This window comes from Kribbella monticola (assembly GCF_003261635.1).
Taxonomy (GTDB): Bacteria; Actinomycetota; Actinomycetes; order Propionibacteriales; family Kribbellaceae; genus Kribbella; species Kribbella monticola.
Map to the genome: position 1 here is coordinate 76,198 of NZ_QFXK01000004.1, position 19,101 is coordinate 95,298.

Consider the following 19,101-nt stretch of genomic DNA (forward strand, 5'->3'; position numbering starts at 1 on the left):
ACCATTGTGGACCGGTCCGGTTCCCGATGGGGTCCGGCGGTGATGCAAATGGCGTACGACGGCCATGTCCACTCGGCCTTTCCCTTCGTCCCCGCGGTTCTGCCAGCGTCTTGGTCATGAACCCGACCCCGAACACCGCGGCCGTCCAGCTCCGCGGACCGACTGGTCCGATCTGGGCGCGGCTGTACTCGCCGCCGCCCGGCGAAGACCCTCAGCCACCGCTCCTGGTGGTGCTTTCCGGCGACTACGAACCCGAGGAGCTGGCCCGCCGCTGCGAGCAGCTCTGCCTGCGCGGTCGGCTGGTAGTCCTCGCCTGCCCGACTCCCCCGCTCCCCGAAACCTCTCCGCCAACCGGTACTACGCCGTACGCGAGCGCCGAGCCCGGGGCGTACCAGGGCGCCGGCGACGAGCCCACGGCGTACGACGCCGTGGTGGCCGAGGCGAAGGCGATCGTCGGCTGGGCGGCCGACCACGCGGGCGAACTCGACGCGGATCCCGCCCGCCTCCTGTTGGCAGGCAGCGGTACCGGCGCCGCACTTGCCGCCGAGGTGGCCCGGCTGGCCGCGGCCGAGGGCTGGCCCGACCTCACCCTGTACGACCTCTTGGAAGGAACTCCACGATGACTGAAACCTCGCTCGCGACCCGCCGCGAGTGGCTCGCGCTCGGCGTTCTCGCCCTACCCACCCTTCTGCTCTCCCTCGACGTCGGTGTCCTTTACCTCGCGCTCCCCCGGCTCAGCGCGGACCTCGGCGCGAGCAGCACCGAGCAGCTGTGGATCGTCGACATCTACTCCTTCCTGCTGGCCGGCTTCCTGGTCACGATGGGCACGCTCGGCGACCGCATCGGCCGGCGCCGGCTGCTGCTGTTCGGAGCGGCCGCCTTCGGCCTCGCCTCGGTGGCCGCCGCCTTCTCCACCTCACCCGGCCAGCTGATCGCGAGCCGCGCCGTTCTCGGCGTCGCCGGAGCGACCCTGATGCCTTCGACGATGGCGCTGATCCGCAACCTGTTCCCGGATCCGGCCGAGCTGGGGCGGGCGATCGGCGTCTGGTTCAGCTGCTTCCTCGGCGGCGTGCTCCTCGGCCCGGTGATCGGCGGGGTGCTGCTGGACCACTTCTGGTGGGGCTCGGTGTTCCTGCTCGGCGTACCGGTGATGGTCCTGCTGCTGATCGTCGGGCCGGTCCTGCTGCCGGAGTACCGCGACAGCTCGGCCGGCCGGGTCGACCTGGCCAGCGTTCTGTTGTCGCTGGCAACGATCTTGCCGGTCGTCTGGGGACTCAAGGAGCTGGCCCGGTCGGGCTGGGCAGTCGTACCGGGCGTCGCCATCGTGGCGGGCCTGGCCGTTGGCATCGCCTTCGTCCGGAGGCAGCAGCGACTGACTCACCCGCTGCTCGACCTGGGACTTTTCCGGCTACCGAGATTCACTCCCGCACTCACCATCCAACTGCTGGCCGGTGTCGTGATGGCCGGGATCTCGTTCGAGGCCGCGCTCTACCTGCAGGTGGTCGAAGGCCTGGACCCCTTGCACGCCGGGTTCTGGCTGGTACCGCAGAACGTCGCGATGATCATCGGCCTCAACGTCGCCCCGCGAGCGGCCCGTCGGCTGGGCACCTCGACGGCGATGGCGATCGGCTTCGCGGTCGGCGGCATCGGACTGGCACTGCTGACCCAGACCGACAGCGTCGCCTCGCTCGCCCTCGGGCTCACCGTGACCTGTCTCGGACTGGGAGTTCCGATGGCATTGGCGATGAACCTCCTGCTTGCGGCTGCCCCGCCCGAGCGGGCCGGCTCGGTCGCGTCGCTGTCCGAGACCGGTACGGAGGCAGGAATCGCGCTCGGGGTCGCGATGCTCGGCAGCCTCGGCACGATCGTTGCCCGCCACCACGTCCACGCCGGTCCGAACGGCGCGTTCACGGCCGGGCTGCACGTCGTCGCCGGGGTCGGAGCGGCAGCCTTCCTGCTCTGCGCGCTCATCACCGCGGTTCTCCTACGCACCAAGGCGGAACCGGCGGCCGCCACCGAGGAGGAGTTGGCTGCGGTCAGCTGATCACGTCAACCGAACCTGACCGCCAAGTCACTGGTCCGCGATCGCGGCAGCCTTGGCGGTCAGGTAGCGCTGCTCCGGAAGGCTGGTCGTACGGCGGGCTGCCGCAAGGTAGTGCTCCCGGGCTTCCGCCGGCCGGCCGGCTCGTTCGAGCAGATGCGCCCGGACGGCGTCGAGTCGATGGCTCTCGGTGATGAGCCGGTCGTCTTCGATCGTGGCAAGCAATTCGAGACCGGCGTCCGGGCCTTTCACCTGGGAGAGCGCGATCGCGCGGTTCAGGGTGACCATCGGGTTCGGCGCAACCTTCTCCAGCAACTGATAGAGGGCGAGGATCTGCGGCCAGTCGGTCTCTTCCGCACTCGGCGCTTCGGCATGCACAGCAGCGATCGCGGCCTGCAGTTGGTACGGCCCGACCTCGCCGTGCGCCAGCGTCCGCAGGATCAGCGCGGTCCCTTCGTCGATCGGCTCCCGCAGCCAGAGACTGCGGTCCTGCTCGTCGATCGGAACCAGGCTGCCGTCGGCACGAGTGCGCGCGGCGCGACGGGCGTCGGTCAGCAACATCAACGCCAGCAGGCCGGCGACCTCACCGTCGTCCGGCAGCAACTGGTAGAGCAATCGAGTCAGCCGGATCGCCTCGGCCGTCAACTCCACCCGCTGCAGCTCCGGACCGGAACTCGCCGTGTATCCCTCGTTGAAGATCAGATACAGCACCTGCAGTACTACGCGCAGCCGCTCGGCGCGCTCCTCCGCCGGCGGCAGCACGAATCGGCTGCCGGCTTGTTTGATGCTTTTCTTCGCCCTACTGATCCGCGGCGCCATCGTTGCCTCCGGCACCATGAATGCCTTCGCGATCTCGGCGGTGGTGAGACCACCGACCGCCCGCAGGGTCAGCGCGACCTGCGATGCCGGCGTCACCGCCGGGTGGCAGCAGAGGAACAACAGCGTCAGGGTGTCGTCGGACTCCGGCGGCTGGTCGGCATCGGCGCCGGGGGCAACGAATTCTTCCGGTCCGGCCATCGCCGCGAGATTGTCCTCGCGTTTACGGCGAGCGCTCTCACTGCGGAACTGATCAGTCAGCTTGCGCGTCGCGACCGTGATCAGCCAGCCGCGCGGGTTCGCCGGTACGCCGTCGGCCGGCCACTGCGTCGCAGCCGCGAGCAAAGCCTCCTGTACCGCGTCCTCGCACAGGTCGAACTGCCCGTGCCGCCGCGCCAGAAACCCCAGGACCTGCGGCGCCAACTCCCGCAGAAGGTCCTCGACCCGCTCGCCCACACCCGCTCCTCCCACTCACCGCGAGCCTACTTGCCCCGAGGCTCGCGACCTGAGTCAGCGTTGGAGATGCCGGAGGGCGGCGGTGGCCGGCGTACGGGTCAGTGCTCCCAAAGCAGACGCGTCGCGGAGGGCTGTGCGGGCCGCCAGGTGGCCGCAGGCACCGTGCACGCCAGGACCCGGGTGGATGGCGGAGCTGCCGAGGTACAGGCCTGAGACGACCGTTCGCGGACTGCCGAGCCCGATCGTCGGCCGGAAGATGAGCTGCTGGTGAAGCTGAGTGGTCCCGCCACCGAGTGCGCCCAGGCTCAGCGATGCATTGGCGGCCGTCAGCTCGCTCGGCCGCTGCAGATCGCGCTCCACGACCAGGTCCAGGAACCCGGGCGCATACCGCTCGATCACCCGATCCATCCGGCCGGCGAGTTTCTCGGCCGCGGCGTCTTCGGCGATGCCGCGCGGGAGATGCGAGTACGCCCACACGGCCTCGCTGCCGGCCGGAGACCGCGACGGATCCGCCTTGGTCGTCTGGCCGATGAGCAGGAACGGCTCCGTCGGCACCCGACCGGTCTCGAGGTCCGCCGAGGTGTGCACCAACTCGTCCGCAGTACCGCCGAGGTGTACGACGCCGGCCGATCGCGCCGCCTCCGCCTGCCACGGGATCGGCCCGCTCAGCCGGTAGTTCAGCTTCACCGTCGGGTAGTCCCACTCGAAGTTCTCCAGATCCCGCCGCAACCCCGACGGAACACTTGCCTCCGGCAACAATTCGCCGTACAACATCGGCGCGGACACGTCGGCGATCACGGCCCGGCGTACGGCGATGCGCTCGCCCGATGCGGTCCGTACTCCGGTGACCTTGCCCGCCGAGACGTCGATCCCCTCGACCGGCGAACCGGAGACCAGCAGCACGCCGGCCCGCTCGCCACGGCGTACCAGGGCGGTCGACAGCGCGCTGGAACCACCAACGGCCACAGGGAATCCGACGTCCTGGGCCAGCATCGCGAGCAACCAGCCCATCGTGCCGCTGACACTGCCGGTCAACGGCGCGTCCGCGTGAAACGCGTTCCCGGCGAGGAGAGCGCGACCTCGCGGGCCTGCGAACAGTTCCTGGCCCATCCGGTGCATCGGCATCGCCATGAAGCGCGCGAACCTGGCCAGCTCCCCCGCCGACCCGAGCCGCCGGGTCAGCCGCAAGCCGGCCGTGACCGGCGGCCACGACGTCAACAGGGCATCCAGGAACGGCTCGCGGATCTTCACGTACTGCGAATAGAGCCGGAGCCAGGCTTCTCCGTCTGCCGGGTGCTCCACCGCAAGGGAGGCAGCCGTCGCGTTCGGGTCCTCGTGGATCGTGGCCGCCGTCTCGAGATCCAGCAAGTGGGTCAACGGCGCCGGCGCGTGGCCCCAGCGCAGCCCGAACTTGTCGAGCTCGAGCGCTCGCAGTACCGGTGACGCGACGCCGAGTGGATAGCTGGAGCTGAACCGGTCGCTGATCCAGCCGTCCTGCTCGACCGAATGCACCGCGCCGCCGAACCGGTCGGCGGCCTCCAGCACCAGCACGTCCCAGCCTTTGTCGGCAAGCGTGATCGCGCTCACCAGCCCGTTCGGGCCCGAGCCGATCACCACAGCATCAACCACACGCGGCAGCATGGAATCGACCCTAGCTTGTCCCATCACGACCGCACCGCAGGGTGCCCTCAGTTCTCGAGCTGCTCCATCAGGTCGAGGATTTCGCGGGCGCGGCCGAGCATTGCCGGATCGACCATCCGCCCGTCGGGCAGCACGATCACGCCGCCCTCCGCGACCCCTGCCTTGTCCACCGCGGCCAGTAGCGCGGCCGCGTCGGCCACCTGGGTCGCCGACGGGGTAAAGCTCTCGATGATCGGCGCCAACTGCCGCGGATGGATCGCGGTCCGCCCGACGAAGCCGAGCGCCCGACCCTCCAGACAGGTCCGGCGCAAACCCTCCTCGTCGTTCACGTGTGGATACACCGACAGCATCGGCGCCCCCAGCCCGGCCGCTCGCGACGCGGACACCAGCCGGCCGCGCGCCCACGCAAGCCCTTCCGGCCCGTCGACGCCGAGCGAGCTGGCCAGATCCGCCTCTCCCAGTGCGATCGCGACCACCCGCGGATCCGCGGTCGCGATCTCGAAAGCGCGTTCCAGCCCGAGCGGCGACTCGATCAGCGCGGTGATCCTTGCCGTCGGCACCTGATCCAGCACCCGGCGTACGTCGGCAGCGCTCTCCACCTTCGGCAACCGGATCCGCGCCGCCGGTACCGCGGCCAGCGCCGCCAGGTCGTCCTCGATCCACGGCGTTCCGGCCGCGTTCACCCGCACTTCGAAGGATCCACCCGAACGCGCCGCCACCCAGGCCACAGCCCAGCTCCGCGCATCGGCCTTGTCGTCAACAGGTACTGCGTCCTCGAGGTCGAACACCACGAGATCGGGGCCTGCGGCAACAGCTTTCGCAAACCGGTCGGGTCTGTTCGCGGGAACGTAGAGAGCGGTGAGCATTCAGATCACGCCGCGTTCTCGAAGGGCCGCGAGTTGGTCCGGGGTGACGCCGATCTCTGCCAGCACGTCGTCGGTGTCGGCGCCGTGCGGGCGGCCGGCCCAGCGGATCGAGCCGGGAGATTCGGAGAGCCGGAAGAGCACGTTCTGCATCTGCACCGGGCCGCCGAGCTCGGGGTCGTCCACCTCGACGATCGTGTTCAGGGCGGCGTACTGCGGATCGCTCATGATCCCGCGGATGTCGTGCACCGGCCCAACAGCCGCCTCGGCCTTCTCGAAGGCGAGCATGACCTCGTCCAGAGAGCGCTCCCCGATCCAGGAACCGACAGCCTCGTCCAACTCGTCGGCGTGCTCGGCGCGTTCCCGCCCGGTGCCGAACCAAGGCTGCGCGACCAGATCGGCCCGCCCGACCAGCGTCACCACCCGCTCGGCGATGCTCTGCGAACTCGTCGAGACCGCGACCCACCGCCCGTCGCCGGTCCGGTAGACGTTGCGTGGCGCGTTGTTCGACGAGCGGTTCCCCAGCCTGGGCTGGACGTACCCGGTCTGCTGGTACGCCGTGATGCCGCCACCCAGCATCATCAGGATCGGCTCGATGATCGCCATGTCGATCACCTGACCGGCACCGGACCGATCCCGCTCGCGGAGCGCCACGAGTACGGCGTACGCGGTGGCGAGGGCGGTGATCCCGTCGGCGAGACCGAACGGCGGCAGCGTCGGCGGTCCGTCGGGCTCACCCGTGACGGCCGCGAAGCCGCTCATCGCTTCGGCCAGCGAGCCGAAGCCCGGCCGCCTCGACCACGGACCGACCTGACCGAACGCGGTGACCCGCGCGATCACCAGCCGCGGGTTGGCTTCGAGCAGTACGTCGGGACCGAGCCCCCAGCGCTCGAGCGTGCCGGGACGGAAGTTCTCCACCAGCACGTCGTTCGCGCGCACCAGGTCGAGGAAGACCTCGCGGCCCTGGGAGAGATCCAGCGTCGCCAGCCGCTTGTTCCGGCCCAGCGTCTTGAACCACAGGCCGATCCCGTTCTTGCTGGTGCCGTGCCCGCGCGCCGCGTCCGGCTTGGCCGGATGCTCGATCTTGGTCACGTCCGCACCGAAATCGCCGAGAAAGGTCGCCGCCAGCGGACCCGCGAACAGCGTCGCCGCCTCCAGCACCTTGACCCCTTGCAAAGGCGCAGGTCTCATCGCAACCGGCTCATCCCGTACATCCTCGTCCCCGCCCTCATCGCAACCTCGTCCCCGAATTGTCGTTCCGGCCTGCTCAGCCGGCGCAGCGGAAGCCGATCGTCTCCGAACGGTCCAGGCCGCCACCGGTCAGTACCAACTTGAAGCTCACTTCCGGTTCCTGCGGGCCACCGTCGGCGTACCAGTCGGAGCCCTCGGCAACGAACCAGGAACCACCCTTGAGGATGCAGAACCGGCTGCGTCCGTCGCTGTGCTCGCTCTCGGTCAGGTTCCAGACCAGCGGCTCCGCGCGGGTGAACCCGTCCATCCCGGCGGCCACCTGCCACTCGTCCTCGGTCGGCAACCGCCCACCACGCCACTCGGCGTACGCGCGCGCATCCGGCAGCTCCACGTAGGTCACCGGATGGTCCTCGGTCCCCGGCGCGGGAGCACCGTCCACCCAGTGCGCCAGGAACCGGTTGGCCACCAACGGGCGGTATCCGGTCGCGGCCAGGAATTCGGCGTACTGCGCGTTGGTCACTTCCCGGATCGCGACAGAGATCCGAGAGAGCGCGATCTCACGCGTCTCGCTGCGCTGGTCGTGCAGCCGTGGCGGCAGTGGCTTCCACTCCTCCACGTACGGCGCCTGGTCGTAGATCCCCGTCTCGCGGCGGCGGTACCGGATCGGCAGAGAGCGCTCCCCGGCCGGCACCTCGACGACCGGGCCGATCTCCGCCTTGCCGGACACCTCGGGAACAGCGGTCCGCACCGCCGGAGCCATCGGGAACGCCGAGTCCTTGACATGCGGCCGCTCCATCGTCCCGAGCCGCCGGGCGGTCGCGCGACAGGTCGCTCCCGCGGTCGCACCGATCCGGACGATTCCGGTCACCCCGCGGCCCGGCACGACAAGGTGCACACCGTCGTCGTCCGCGGTGATCGGCACGCCCGAGGTCACGTCGTACCAGTCGCCGACCTGATCCTCCGACCGCAGGACGATGCCCTCGAAGTCTTCGTCGTCGCGGTTGATCAAGGTCCAGAAGGTGACGTCGGCCAGTTCGAACCGGGAGCCGAACACGCCGTGCTCCCGGGCCTTGTCCGGGATCTCCGGTGTCAACGGGATCCAGTCGCCGTTGATCAGGATCGGAGCGAACGCTCTCTGCGCGGCCACCATCCGGCGCAGGGTGGCCCGGTCGCGCGCGTTCCAGCCGACCCAGGCCGAGAACACCGACTCCCAGACCAGCATGCCGACGCCGTTCACCCAGGCCGACTGCAACTCGTCGCTGTGATCGCGGTTCCACCGGCGGGTGTGGTGCATCATGTGCCGGCGCTCGAACAGGTGCGCCCGCAGGACGCCGGGCGCCCGGGTGTCGGCGAACCACTGCGCCCAGGACAGCGCATGGTCACCGATCCTTGCCATCGGCAACCGTGACTCGCCCTCGAAGGCGATCGCCGGCTTCGCCTTCTGCAGTGCGCGGGTGAAGGCCGGATCGCCTTCCTTCAAGGTGTCCAGGAAGACGCCGTCGGCATCGAGTTCGGCGACCAGCGCAGCGAACTCGTCCGCGTCGGACCGGCTCATCCGGCGCGTCCCGACATCCCACGGGTTGTAGTCGAGGAAGACCTTGAGCCCGAGCCGGTGCAGGTCGGCCACCAGGTCCGCCAGCCCCGGCGCGTCCCGGTAGAAGTCGAACTGATTGCGCGAGTCGATCCCGATCACCGGGTAGGCGTGCCAGAGCACGACCGCGTCGTAACCGCCGAAGTCGTCGATCCCGCACTGGACGAACTTCTCCGGGGTGAACCGGCCCGTGCGGACGTCGTACAGCTGCTCGTCCCAGAGCCAGACCAGCGCCACGGAGTACGCCGTCTGGGTCCACTCGCGGCCGGGGACCTCGTAGTGCGACCCGTCGTACGGGGTCCGGTCGTAGGCTCCGATCAGCCACTCGGCCAGCTTGCCGCGCCAGCGGGGCAGATCCGTGGGGTCCTCGGGCGCGCCGATGATCTTGGCGTCGTCGAGCAAGGCGAGATCCGCTCGCAGGCCGAGATCGACCTTGGCCGGCGGTCGATCGGCCGGGGCACGAGGGGGTTCACAGGTATACCTCCGCAGCACGCGCGTCGATGGTTTCCCCGTGTGGCACCGAAGGGATCGCTCCCGCGGTTTTAACGCTCAATGAAGCAGCAACGTTAGCGCGTCGGACCGCATTCGTCAGGTCGCCCACCGTAACTGAACCGGTATTTGCCGAACTGGTTGACGCAGCAGCCAATGTTGCGGCCAGAACACCGCAAAAGGTGTCCCCCGCGGCCGTCGTGTCGACCACCTCGACCGGTACGCCGGGGACCCGGATCTCCGCCGCGCCGCGAGTCAGGATCACCGCACCCTCGGCCCCGAGCGTGATCACCGCGGCGGGCACGCGATCGAGCAACGATCCGCCGACCGCCTCGGCCTCGGTCTCGTTCACCACCAGCAGGTCGACCTGGGCGAGCAGCTCGTCAGGCAGCTCGGCCGCCGGCGCCGCGTTGAGCACGAAGTACGAACTCGCCTCGGCCGCGGCCTGGACGGTCGCGAACGGGATCTCCAGCTGGGCCAGCACGATCTTCGCCGATCGGATCGCGCTGAGGGCTTCGGCGGAGAGCGCGAGCTCGGCGTTCGCGGACGGCGCGACGACGATCGAGTTCTCGCCATCGGCCGCGACGGTGATGATCGCCGTACCGGTCGGCGTACTGGTTGTCGATACCAGCGACAGGTCGACACCCGACTCGGTCAGGGCCGTCCGCAACAACTCGCCGGACTCGTCGGCTCCGAGCGAGGCAACGAAAGCGGTCGACGCTCCGGCGCGAGCCGCGGCCACGGCCTGGTTCGCGCCCTTGCCGCCGGGACCGCGGGACAGGCCGCTCGCGAGAACGGTCTCGCCCGGTCGGGGAATCCGCTGGACCGGCAGCACCAGGTCAACGTTCGCGCTTCCCACGACGACGACGTCAGCCACGCTCGCCCACCATCGATGCCGCCTCCACAGTCCGTGCTGCCAGCTCGCTGATCGCGACCTGGTTCATCCCCGGCAGGCTCGTGGCCAGCCGGTCGTCCAACGGTCCGGCCCACTCTGCCGGAACCCCGAGCACCGCGCCAAGCACCGCACCCGTGGTCGCACCGGCCGAGTCCGTGTCCCACCCTCCCATCACCGCCCGGCCGATCCCGGTGGCGAAATCCGGGGCCGTCAGCGCGTACGCCGTGAGGGCACTGTTGTTGACCGCGTGCACCCAGTGCAGATGCCCGTACTCCGCGTGCAGGCGGTCCAATGCGTCGTCCAGTGGATCATCGGCGAGGGCCAAGCCGAAGCGCACCGCCCGCGCGATCTCACCATCCGGATCGATCGCCTCCAGCCCGGCCAGCGCGACCTCGCGTGGATCGTCGAGCACCAGCGCGGCAGCCGACATCGCAGCCACCCAGATGGCTCCGTCGACCCCTGCGCCGGTGTGACTCAACCGAGCGTCGGTCAGCGCCAATCGCGCCGCGGCGGTCCGGTCGCCTGGGTGCACCCACCCGTACACATCGGTCCGGATCTGCGCACCGATCCACTCCCGGAACGGGTTCCTGACCACAGCAGCTCGCTCGGGCTCCACACCCTCGAGAAGATTGCGGTAGGCCACCCGCTCGGCCGTGAAAACTCGCCCGGCCGGCAAGTCGTTCAGCCAAGCCGTCGCGACATCTTCCGTGGTCAGCCCGTCCCCGTGCCGCTCGACCAGCTGCAGAGCAAGGATCGCGAAGTTGAGATCGTCGTCCTCCGGCATCCCGTCGATCACCTCACGCAAACTGGTCGGCTTCGACCGCCGATTCCACGGCCACCTCTCCTGTACCTCGTCCGGTACCCCGACCGCAGTCACGTACCGCGCCAACGGCCACTGCCCCGAACTCTGAAGAATCTCCCTGATCCCCTCCCGAGGAATCTTCTCCACCGGCTTCCCCAGCAAATTCCCCGCAGCCCGCCCCACCCACGCGTTCAACACCCGCCCCTCCAACCCAGGCGAGCGAAGCGAACCCGACCCCGGCGACGCGGTCGCCTCCGACGAGTCGGCACCGCGACCCAGCGCTTTCCCCCCTGCCCAGCCGGCCCGCGTAGCGGAGGCGGCGTCGCCGAGCAGTGGTAGCTGTGGGATCCGAGGTGGGGTCCACTCGGGAGTGCGGGCGTCGAGCTCGTCGAGAAGGTCGCGGGCGAGCGCACGTAGTACCGGGGTCGCGGGTTTGTCCGACGCACCCGAGACCGGAGCCTCCGTCGTACCGCCTGCGGCTTGCCAGCGGGATTCGAGGTCGGTGACGTCGGCGCCTTCCGCGCGGGACTGGACCAGCTGGTGAGGCAGCAGGTCCTCCGGCTGCACCCAGGTCAGTCTCATCGCCTCAGTCTCTCCAACGATTCACTCCGACGCGACCAGCGGCGCGCGTCGGACTCGTGCAGTTCGGCCGCGACCGACGCCATCACCCGCCCCGGCAGTTCCAGATCCGTCCGGCTCGCCTCCGCGACCTCCGAAGCCCACTCCCCCGGTACGCAGGACGCTCCGCCCAGCGCACCCGTGATCGCCCCCGCCATCGACGCGATCGAGTCGGCATCGCGCCCGTAGTTGGTCCCGCCGAGCACCGCCTGCCGTACGTCGCCACCCGACACGAGCACGAACCCGAGCGCGACCGGCAACTCCTCGATCGCCTTCGTCCGGCTCGGCCGCCGGGCGTCGAGCGACTGGTCGCGATAGTCCGGCCCGACCGTGTCGAACGGCTCGACCGCGCGGCGCAGTACAGGAATCGCCTGCTCCCAGTCGTCGAGCCCGTCCGCGGCTGACACGACCGCCTCAACTGCCGCCCGCGTCCCGTCCTTGGCCAGGGCGAGCGCCTCCGCAACCGCCGACGAAGCCGTTGCCTCAGGCATCATTGCGGCCGCAACCGCCGCCGCGAACACCCCGGCAGCCTCACGTCCGTAGCTCGACTGATGCGCGCCGGCCAGATCGATCGCCTCGGCATAGGCCCCGGCGGGATCACCGGCGTTGGCGATCCCGACCGGCGCTACGTACATCGCCGCACCACAGTTCACGATGTTGCCGACCCCGGCCTCGCGCGGATCGTTGTGCCCGTAGTGCAACCGGGCCACCAGCCACTTCTCGGCCAGAAACACCCGCTGCAACAAGAGCGCGTCGGTCTCCAACTCCGGAACCCACCGCTTCCCGATCAGCAGCTTCGGCACCAGCGACTCGGCGATGGCGTACGCATCGAGGTGCTGACGGCGTTCGTCGTACACCTCGACCAGCGCGTGCGTCATCAAGGTGTCGTCGGTGATGTGCCCGTCGCCCTTGTGGTACGGCGCGATCGGCCGCGCGTTGCGCCAGTCGTCGTACCACGGGCCGACGATGCCGCGCACCCAACCGCCGTGCCGTTCCCGGATCGCCTCGGGGGTCCAGCCCTCGACGGCACCACCGATCGCGTCACCGACCGCCGAACCGACGAGGGCACCTACCGCCTTGTCTTCGAGCAGGGTTGTGCTGGCTTTCTCAGGCATCAGCCGTTGACCTGTCCCCACCCGTCGCTCAGCTTCTTGCCCAGCGTGGCGAGGTCGATCTTGTTCGCGAGGAACTGCTGCAGCGCCGGAGTCGCGATCTGGTCCTTCCACTTCGGGTAGTTCTCCACGCTCTGGAACGGCGCCTTGGTCAGCTCGGCACCACTGGCCAGCGTCTGGGTCCAGCCGTTCTTGCCACCGGTCGCCTTGGCGATCGCGTCGCGCGCCGCCTGCGTGGTCGGAATCAGCCAGTCACCCTGGCCGACCGCGGCGAGGTTGTCGGCCTTCATGAAGTAGTCGATGAACTGCGCGGCCTGCTTCACGTGCTTGCCCTCGGCCGGCACCGACAGCGTCTGCGGGTTCGCGGCCTGCTTCTCGGACGTCCCCTTCAGCGGCGGCAACACGTCCCACTGGAAGCCCTTCGGTCCTTGCTCGACGATCTGCTGGGCCGCATAGTTGCCGCCGACAATCATCGCGTACTTGCCACCGAAGAACCCGGGCAGTACGTCGGAACCGCTCTGCGTCAGCGACGTCGGGTCGATCGACTTGTCGGTATAGGCCATCTCGTGGATCCGCTTCGGCACCTCGAGCTCCGGGTCGCCGATCTTCGCCTTGGCGTCGCGACCGGTGCCGTCGAAGAAGGTGGCGTCGAAGTTCATGCCGAGGTTCAGCACGGTCGCGGTCGGGCTCTTCAGCCCCCAGCCGAGTCCGTACTTGCCACCGGTGGTGAGCTTCTTGGCGTCCGCCCGCAGGTCGTCCCAGCTGAGCGAGTCGCCGGTGGTCGAGATCCCGGCCTGCTGGAGCAGCTTGGTGTTGCCGAACACGACGTACGACTGGAGCAGGGTCGGCGCGGCGAACACCTTGCCGTCGCTCGAGACGGTGTCCCAGACACCCTTGGAAACGGCGTCCTTCGTCTCCTGACTCAGGTACGGCGAGAGGTCGGCGAGGTACCCCTGGTTCGCGAAGCCGGTGATGTCGGCCGACTCGTCCTGGATGACGTCCGGCGCGGTGCCGCCCTGGAACTGGGTGACGAGTTGGTCGTGCACCGAGTCCCAGCTGCCCTGGACGTATTCGACCTGGGTGTTCGGGTTGGCCGCGTTCCAGTCCGCGACGATCTTCTTGGTCGCGGCGACCGTGGTCTTCTGGAAGGCGAGGCTCTGGAACTTCAGCGTCACCTTCTCGCCTGCGTCGCCGGAGCCCGAACCGGACCCCTTGTCGTCACCGCACGCGGCAAGCGTCACCAAGGCGCTTGCCGCCAGCAACGAGATCAGTACCTTTTTCATTGCATCTCCTCAGGGGATTCTCTAACCCTTGACAGCGCCACTGAGCAAACCGGACGTCAACCGGCGCTGCAGGAAGGCGAAGAAAACAAGGCTGGGAACAGTGGCAAGGACGGACGCTGCCGCGAGGGGCCCGAACTGGACCTGGCCCTCCGCGCCGACGAAGCGGGCGAGTACCAGCGGCAACGTCTTCAGTTGTGGGTCCTGCAGCAGGACCAGGGCGAAGAAGAACTCGTTCCACGCCGAGATGAAGGTGAACATCGCGGTCGCGATCAGCCCCGGCCTGAGCAGGGGCATCACGATCGACACGATGGTGCGAACCCGGCTCGCGCCGTCGACGGACGCGGCCTCTTCGAGCTCCCGCGGTACGGCGGCGACGTACCCCTGCAGCATCCACAGGGCGAACGGCATCGACCAGACCGTGTAGACGATCACCACGCCGGGGATCGTGTTGGTCAGGTGCAACGGCCGCAGGATCATGAACAGCGGGATCACGATCAGGATCACCGGGAACACTTGGCTGACCAGGATCCAGCCGTTCGTGATCGGCCGCAACCGGCTGCGGAACCTGGCCAGCGCATACGCCACGGGCAGCGAGACGATCAGCACGAGCACGGTCGACGCGACCGAGATCTGCAGGGAGTTGAGCATCGACCGGACCAGGCCTTGCTCCTCCAGCGCATCCGTGAAGTTCGAGAAGTCCGGATGCTTGGGCAGGAAGGACGGATCGATGCTCGCGAACTCCTGCGGCGACTTCAGCGAGGTGGAGATCAGCCAGACCAGTGGGAACCCGAGGAAGATCAGGTAACAGACCACCGCGACGTACTGCGCGGCGCGGGTGGCCGGCCTCGTCCCCAAGCGTTGGCGACTCATGCCTGGCTCCTCAACCGGTTGCGGAGGTAGAAGGCGAGGAACACGATGATGATCACGACCATCACGTCACCCATCGCGGCCGCCATCCCGAAGTTGCCGTACCGGAACGCCTCGTTGTAGGCGAACAGCATCGGCAGCATCGTCTTGCCGCCCGGGCCGCCCGCGGTTAGCACGTAGACCAGGCCGAACGAATTGAAGTTCCAGATCATGTCCAGGCTGGTGATCGCCACGATCACGGTCCGCAGTTGCGGCAGGGTGATGTTCCAGAACTGGTGCCACCCGCCCGCGCCGTCCACGGCCGCCGCTTCGTACAGGGACCGGTCGATGCCCTGCAGACCGGCGAGCAGAGTCACCGTGGTCATCGGCATGCCGACCCAGATCCCGACCACGATCACCGCCGGCAACGCCGTACTGAAGTTGCCGAGAAAGTTGATCGGATGGTCGGTCAGGTGCAGGTTCTGCAGGATCTCGTTGACCGGGCCGTTGGTCGGGTGCAGCAGCAACCGCCACATGATCGCGACCACCACCGGCGGCATCGCCCACGGGATCAGCGCGAGCGTCCGGGCGACGCCACGGAAGCGGATGTTCGTGTTGAGCAACAGGGCAAGGCCGAGCGCCGCCACGAACTGGAGGATCGTGACCGACAACGTCCAGATCAAGCCGATCTTGAACGACGACCAGAACAGGTCGTTGTGCAGCAGCTTGCCGAAGTTGCCGAAGCCGATGAAGTTGGTCTGGACGTGCAGGCCTGCCCGGGCATCGGTGAAGCCGAGAGCCAGGCCGCGGAGCAACGGATAGACGCTGAACAACAGGATCGGCAGCAGCGCGGGCAGGAACAGGTAGATCGCTTCCCGGTTCTGCTTCGGCCTGCCTGCGGTGACGGTGCTCACGGGGTCGACCTCCGCACACTGAGGGTCGGCTGTACGACGATGCGCCGCGGCGTCCGGGTGTCGTCGTCGATCCTTGCCAGCAGCAACTCGGCGGCCCGCCGCCCCCGTTCGGCGGAACCGAGGTTCACACTCGTCAGCGGCGGGAACGACTGCTCAGCAAGCTCGCTGTCGTCCATCCCGACCACAGCAACATCCTTCGGTACTTCGAGCCCTACGGCGGCAAGCTCGTGCATCAACCCGACCGCGAGCAGATCGTTCGCCGCGATCACCGCATCGGGGACCTGCTTGCGCCCCTTCGTACCGCGGCCACCAGCTCCGGCGCGGCCGCCCGCCGCCGCACCTCGACCGTCGGCGCGGTTCGGGCCGGCAGTCAGTCCCGACAGCAACTCGCGGCCGGCCTCGCGTCCCGCCGCGAAGGTGAAGTCGGCCGCCTCGACCTCGGCCACCGGCCGCAGCCCGTTCGCCTTCATCGCCTCGGCGAACCCCTTCGCGCGCGCCGTACCGGGAACGGTGTCGCGCGGTCCGTTCAGGAAGGCGATCCGGCGGCGCCCCTTCTGCAGCAGGTGTTCGACCGCGAGCAGCATCCCCTTAGGCGAGTTCGCGCGGATCGTGTCGACGCCGGCGCTGGCCGGCACGTTGCCTGCGACAACCACCGGCACATCGCATTCGCGGATCGACTTGATCAGATCGTCGTCGACGCGGAGCGGGCTGATCACCAGCCCATCGGCGTACCCACGAGCCATCCCCCGCACCAGCGCGACCTCGTCCACGACATCCGGCCCGGTCGTCGTCACGACCAGCCGATAACCGGCGGCGGACACGACCTCCTCCACGGCGCGCATCATCGTCACGTACACCGGGTTACCGACATCGGCGACAGCGAGCGTGAGCTGGAACGTCCGCCCCACCTTCAATGACCGCGCCCGCGCGTCCGGCACGTAGCCAAGCTCCTCGACGGCCCGCTGAACCCGCTCGACCATCTCCTCGGTGGCCGGCAACCCGTTCAGCACGCGCGACACCGAAGCCACCGAAACCCCAGCAGCCCGAGCCACACCCGCAACCGTCGGACGACTCACGCGCCCTCCTGTAATCGTTCTTGTAATCGTTTACAACCGACACCATAAAACCCCGCCGCCAGACCAGTCAACGCCGTGGTCCGAAGATCGCTGAGCGTATCCACACCACCTCAGGGAGATCCCACGCCGCCGCCTACGGGCGCTCCTACGTCGCGCCCTCCGACGTCTGGCTCCCACCCACCCCATCCGGCGCTCCTCCGTCGCGTCCTCCGGCGTCTGGCTCCCACCCACCGGACCGGCCACCTGCGCGGGGATCACCTCTCTTCGAGGGGTTGCCCCATTGCTAGAACGATGGGGTAACCCCTCGACCAGGAGTTGACCCGCCTCTTCGATGCATCGAAGGGGTTGTGTAGCCGGTCAGGGTGGAGACGGCGTGGTGCGGCGTCGGCGCACAGCGCCTGTGGCGACGGCGTGGGGAACGCGCGGGGCTTATTCTTCCTGGTCATCTGCGCCTGGGCGTTCGGCCCAGGGGGTTTCCTTGGCGGGGCGGACGACGATGAGTTTGTCGCCGGCGGCCAGGACCGAGACGGACGAGTCGTAGTAGCGGTGGACCTTGCCGTCGCGGACGACGGAGACGACGCGGTCCGGCACCGAGGACGGGGCTTTGCCGACCTCGCGGCCGAGGACGGGGCGTTCGGCGACCTCGAGGCCTTCGCCGTACGTGAGGAGGTCTTCCATCACCTCGCCGAGGTTCGGGCTGACCGCGGACAGGCCGAGCAGCCGGCCGACGGCCTCCGAGGAGGTGACCACGGCGTCCGCACCGCTCTGGCGCAGCAGCGGCACGTTGTCCTCTTCGCGAACGGCGACGACGATGTGCGCCTTCGGGTTCAACTGCCGGACGGCCAGCGTGACGAGCACCGCGGAGTCGTCGCGGTCCGTGGTCACGATCACCTCGCGAGCGGCGACCACCTCGGCCCGGCGCAGTACGGTCCGGTTGGTCGCGTCGCCGTGGAAGGCGGCGATCTGATCGTTGCCCGCGTCACCGATCGCGGTCGCGCGCGGGTCGATCACCACGATCTTCTCGCGCTTCACGCCGTTGCTGAGCAGCGTCTGCACGGCCGACCGGCCCTTGGTGCCGTAGCCGACGACGACCACATGGTCCTTCATGCGCTTCCTCCATCGTGTGTCGCGCATGACGCGGCGACCTTCGTTCGCCAAGACTTCCAGGGTGGTGCCGACCAGGACCACCAGGAACGAGATCCGCAGTGGAGTGACGATGAAGGCGTTGACCAGCCGGGCAGTGGGCGTCACCGGAGTGATGTCGCCGTACCCGGTCGTGGTCAGCGTGACGGTCGCGTAGTAGATGCTGTCGATGAAACCGACGCGGCCGTCGTAGGTGTCCTTGTAGCCGTCACGGTCGACCAGAACGATGAGCACCATCAAGATCAACAGCCCCAGCGCGATCAGCAGTCGCCGCGACAGCTCCACCACCGGCGAGCGAGTGCTCGCGGGCAGGTTGACCAAGAGACCGTGCGGATTGCGACCGGTGGGCAGGGATGGCACGCGTCTGACGATAGGGCACCGGCGGCCGATCCACCGCATGCGACAGGCTCTGATCGGACAGTGCAACGGTGACCATCAGATGACCGCTATCCTGCACCACCCTGGTCCGCATCCGCAGTCCCTCGACAGTGCGCAGCATGGCCACGTTCTCGGGTTGCACCATGCAGACGGCCCGGTCCGCACCCAGCTCCCGGGCCTCCTGGATCACCCGCCGCAGCAACTGACTGCCCAGGCCCTGGTTCTGCCAGCCGTCCTCGACCAGTACGGCCATCTCCATCGCAGCACTGCCCAGCTCGTCCCAGGGAGCCGCAGTTGCCATGCCGACGATCGCGCCACCCACAGAGGCGACCACAGAGATGCCACCGGCGGGCGCGGACAGGTGCCGCGCAGTACGGGTGGTGAGCTTCGGCATGGGAACGTGGTAGCGACGCGTGCGGCTCTCGTACGAACAGCGCTCGTGCATCGCCACTACAGCCTCGGCGTCCTCCACAGTGGCACGCCGGAGCTCCGGTACGCCACTGCCTGGTCGCGGGCCGTCCTGTACGACGCCCTCGTCGCGCTCCGCCAGTCGCCCGGCGATCTCCACGAGGACGTCCGCCCTGGCCCACTCGGCCGGGGTGTACTCGTCGAAACCCTGTAGCTTCTCCAGTTCCTCGTCGACCGACATGGGATCGTCGAGCAGCCGCAGTACGGCACGGAGGTATCTGGTCGGGCCGTCGCTCAGGACGTCAGCCTGGCACGGGCGGACCGTAGTACGGACGCAGCCTGCTTCTGCGACCAGTGTGGTGAGCGTCTCTGCGGTCCAGCCGACGCCGGTGGACACGACCAGTTCGTCCACAGCGCCGGACTCGGCGGTGAAGACCTCCAGGCTGAGGATGTTGATCTCGTCGGCACCACACCGTGCTGCGAGTTCGGCCAGTGCGCCCGGCCGGTCGGCGAGTTCGGTCCTGATCTTCCAGAGCAT

General features: G+C 68.7%; 16 protein-coding genes. 2 read left to right on the plus strand and 14 right to left on the minus strand.

Going from position 1 to position 19,101, the window contains the following annotated elements; translation table 11 throughout:
- The first annotated feature begins 116 nt into the window (after positions 1-116).
- Positions 117-623, plus strand: a complete 507-nt coding sequence (locus DIZ26_RS02740) for an alpha/beta hydrolase fold domain-containing protein (protein WP_112237340.1) — start codon at positions 117-119, stop codon at positions 621-623.
- Positions 620-2,044, plus strand: a complete 1,425-nt coding sequence (locus tag DIZ26_RS02745; RefSeq protein ID WP_112237342.1) for an MFS transporter — start codon at positions 620-622, stop codon at positions 2,042-2,044. Before DIZ26_RS02740 ends, DIZ26_RS02745 begins: the two co-directional genes overlap by 4 nt.
- Positions 2,045-2,071: 27 nt before the next feature.
- Here DIZ26_RS02745 and DIZ26_RS02750 read toward each other — a convergent pair whose 3' ends face one another.
- The 14 genes from DIZ26_RS02750 to DIZ26_RS02815 form a co-directional block, all read right to left on the minus strand.
- Positions 2,072-3,313: an RNA polymerase sigma factor gene (locus tag DIZ26_RS02750; RefSeq protein ID WP_112237344.1), complete on the minus strand. Its 1,242-nt coding sequence runs from the start codon at positions 3,311-3,313 to the stop codon at positions 2,072-2,074.
- Between the two features lie 54 nt (positions 3,314-3,367).
- Positions 3,368-4,954, minus strand: coding sequence for a phytoene desaturase family protein (locus DIZ26_RS02755; RefSeq protein WP_112237346.1), 1,587 nt, complete (start codon positions 4,952-4,954; stop codon positions 3,368-3,370).
- Between the two features lie 47 nt (positions 4,955-5,001).
- The gene (locus DIZ26_RS02760; RefSeq protein ID WP_112237348.1) at positions 5,002-5,820 is read right to left on the minus strand and encodes an HpcH/HpaI aldolase/citrate lyase family protein; all 819 of its coding nucleotides are present in this window, start codon (positions 5,818-5,820) and stop codon (positions 5,002-5,004) included.
- Complete coding sequence (locus DIZ26_RS02765; RefSeq protein ID WP_112237350.1) at positions 5,821-7,008, minus strand: CaiB/BaiF CoA transferase family protein; 1,188 nt, start codon at positions 7,006-7,008, stop codon at positions 5,821-5,823. It lies immediately after the preceding gene.
- Between the two features lie 76 nt (positions 7,009-7,084).
- On the minus strand, positions 7,085-9,091 hold the full coding sequence (locus tag DIZ26_RS38110; protein WP_232828103.1) for an SUMF1/EgtB/PvdO family nonheme iron enzyme: 2,007 nt from the start codon (positions 9,089-9,091) through the stop codon (positions 7,085-7,087).
- On the minus strand, positions 9,069-9,965 hold the full coding sequence (locus DIZ26_RS02775) for a ribokinase (RefSeq protein ID WP_112237352.1): 897 nt from the start codon (positions 9,963-9,965) through the stop codon (positions 9,069-9,071). The genes DIZ26_RS38110 and DIZ26_RS02775 overlap by 23 nt, the downstream gene beginning before the upstream one ends.
- A complete protein-coding gene (locus DIZ26_RS02780) occupies positions 9,958-11,367 on the minus strand; it encodes an ADP-ribosylglycohydrolase family protein (RefSeq protein ID WP_112237354.1) in 1,410 nt (469 codons plus the stop codon). Before DIZ26_RS02780 ends, DIZ26_RS02775 begins: the two co-directional genes overlap by 8 nt.
- The gene (locus DIZ26_RS02785; protein ID WP_112237356.1) at positions 11,364-12,518 is read right to left on the minus strand and encodes an ADP-ribosylglycohydrolase family protein; all 1,155 of its coding nucleotides are present in this window, start codon (positions 12,516-12,518) and stop codon (positions 11,364-11,366) included. The genes DIZ26_RS02780 and DIZ26_RS02785 overlap by 4 nt, the downstream gene beginning before the upstream one ends.
- Entirely contained in the window at positions 12,518-13,798 is a 1,281-nt protein-coding gene (locus DIZ26_RS02790) for an ABC transporter substrate-binding protein (RefSeq protein WP_112237358.1), read from the minus strand. Before DIZ26_RS02790 ends, DIZ26_RS02785 begins: the two co-directional genes overlap by 1 nt.
- A 21-nt stretch (positions 13,799-13,819) precedes the next feature.
- Entirely contained in the window at positions 13,820-14,668 is an 849-nt protein-coding gene (locus DIZ26_RS02795) for a carbohydrate ABC transporter permease (protein ID WP_232828104.1), read from the minus strand.
- Positions 14,665-15,558 (minus strand): carbohydrate ABC transporter permease, encoded by an 894-nt coding sequence (locus tag DIZ26_RS02800; protein WP_112237360.1) that lies wholly within the window; start codon positions 15,556-15,558, stop codon positions 14,665-14,667. The genes DIZ26_RS02795 and DIZ26_RS02800 overlap by 4 nt, the downstream gene beginning before the upstream one ends.
- A complete protein-coding gene (locus DIZ26_RS02805; protein WP_112237362.1) occupies positions 15,555-16,634 on the minus strand; it encodes a LacI family DNA-binding transcriptional regulator in 1,080 nt (359 codons plus the stop codon). The genes DIZ26_RS02800 and DIZ26_RS02805 overlap by 4 nt, the downstream gene beginning before the upstream one ends.
- A gap of 429 nt (positions 16,635-17,063) precedes the next feature.
- Positions 17,064-18,014, minus strand: a complete 951-nt coding sequence (locus tag DIZ26_RS02810) for a potassium channel family protein (RefSeq protein ID WP_232828105.1) — start codon at positions 18,012-18,014, stop codon at positions 17,064-17,066.
- On the minus strand, positions 17,986-19,101 hold the full coding sequence (locus DIZ26_RS02815) for a GNAT family N-acetyltransferase (RefSeq protein ID WP_232828106.1): 1,116 nt from the start codon (positions 19,099-19,101) through the stop codon (positions 17,986-17,988). The genes DIZ26_RS02810 and DIZ26_RS02815 overlap by 29 nt, the downstream gene beginning before the upstream one ends.

Excerpts from the sequence above, each read along its gene's own strand:
- DIZ26_RS02780 (WP_112237354.1), bottom strand. The coding sequence starts at position 11,367 with ATGAGACTGACCTGGGTGCAGCCGGAGGACCTGCTGCCTCACCAGCTG.
- DIZ26_RS02765 (WP_112237350.1), bottom strand. The coding sequence starts at position 7,008 with ATGAGACCTGCGCCTTTGCAAGGGGTCAAGGTGCTGGAGGCGGCGACG.
- DIZ26_RS02760 (WP_112237348.1), bottom strand. The coding sequence starts at position 5,820 with ATGCTCACCGCTCTCTACGTTCCCGCGAACAGACCCGACCGGTTTGCG.
- DIZ26_RS02745 (WP_112237342.1), top strand. The coding sequence starts at position 620 with ATGACTGAAACCTCGCTCGCGACCCGCCGCGAGTGGCTCGCGCTCGGC.
- DIZ26_RS02815 (WP_232828106.1), bottom strand. The coding sequence starts at position 19,101 with ATGCTCTGGAAGATCAGGACCGAACTCGCCGACCGGCCGGGCGCACTG.
- DIZ26_RS02740 (WP_112237340.1), top strand. The coding sequence starts at position 117 with ATGAACCCGACCCCGAACACCGCGGCCGTCCAGCTCCGCGGACCGACT.
- DIZ26_RS02755 (WP_112237346.1), bottom strand. The coding sequence starts at position 4,954 with ATGCTGCCGCGTGTGGTTGATGCTGTGGTGATCGGCTCGGGCCCGAAC.
- DIZ26_RS02810 (WP_232828105.1), bottom strand. The coding sequence starts at position 18,014 with ATGGTGCTCATCGTTCTGGTCGACCGTGACGGCTACAAGGACACCTAC.
- DIZ26_RS02785 (WP_112237356.1), bottom strand. The coding sequence starts at position 12,518 with ATGCCTGAGAAAGCCAGCACAACCCTGCTCGAAGACAAGGCGGTAGGT.
- DIZ26_RS02795 (WP_232828104.1), bottom strand. The coding sequence starts at position 14,668 with ATGAGTCGCCAACGCTTGGGGACGAGGCCGGCCACCCGCGCCGCGCAG.
- DIZ26_RS02790 (WP_112237358.1), bottom strand. The coding sequence starts at position 13,798 with ATGAAAAAGGTACTGATCTCGTTGCTGGCGGCAAGCGCCTTGGTGACG.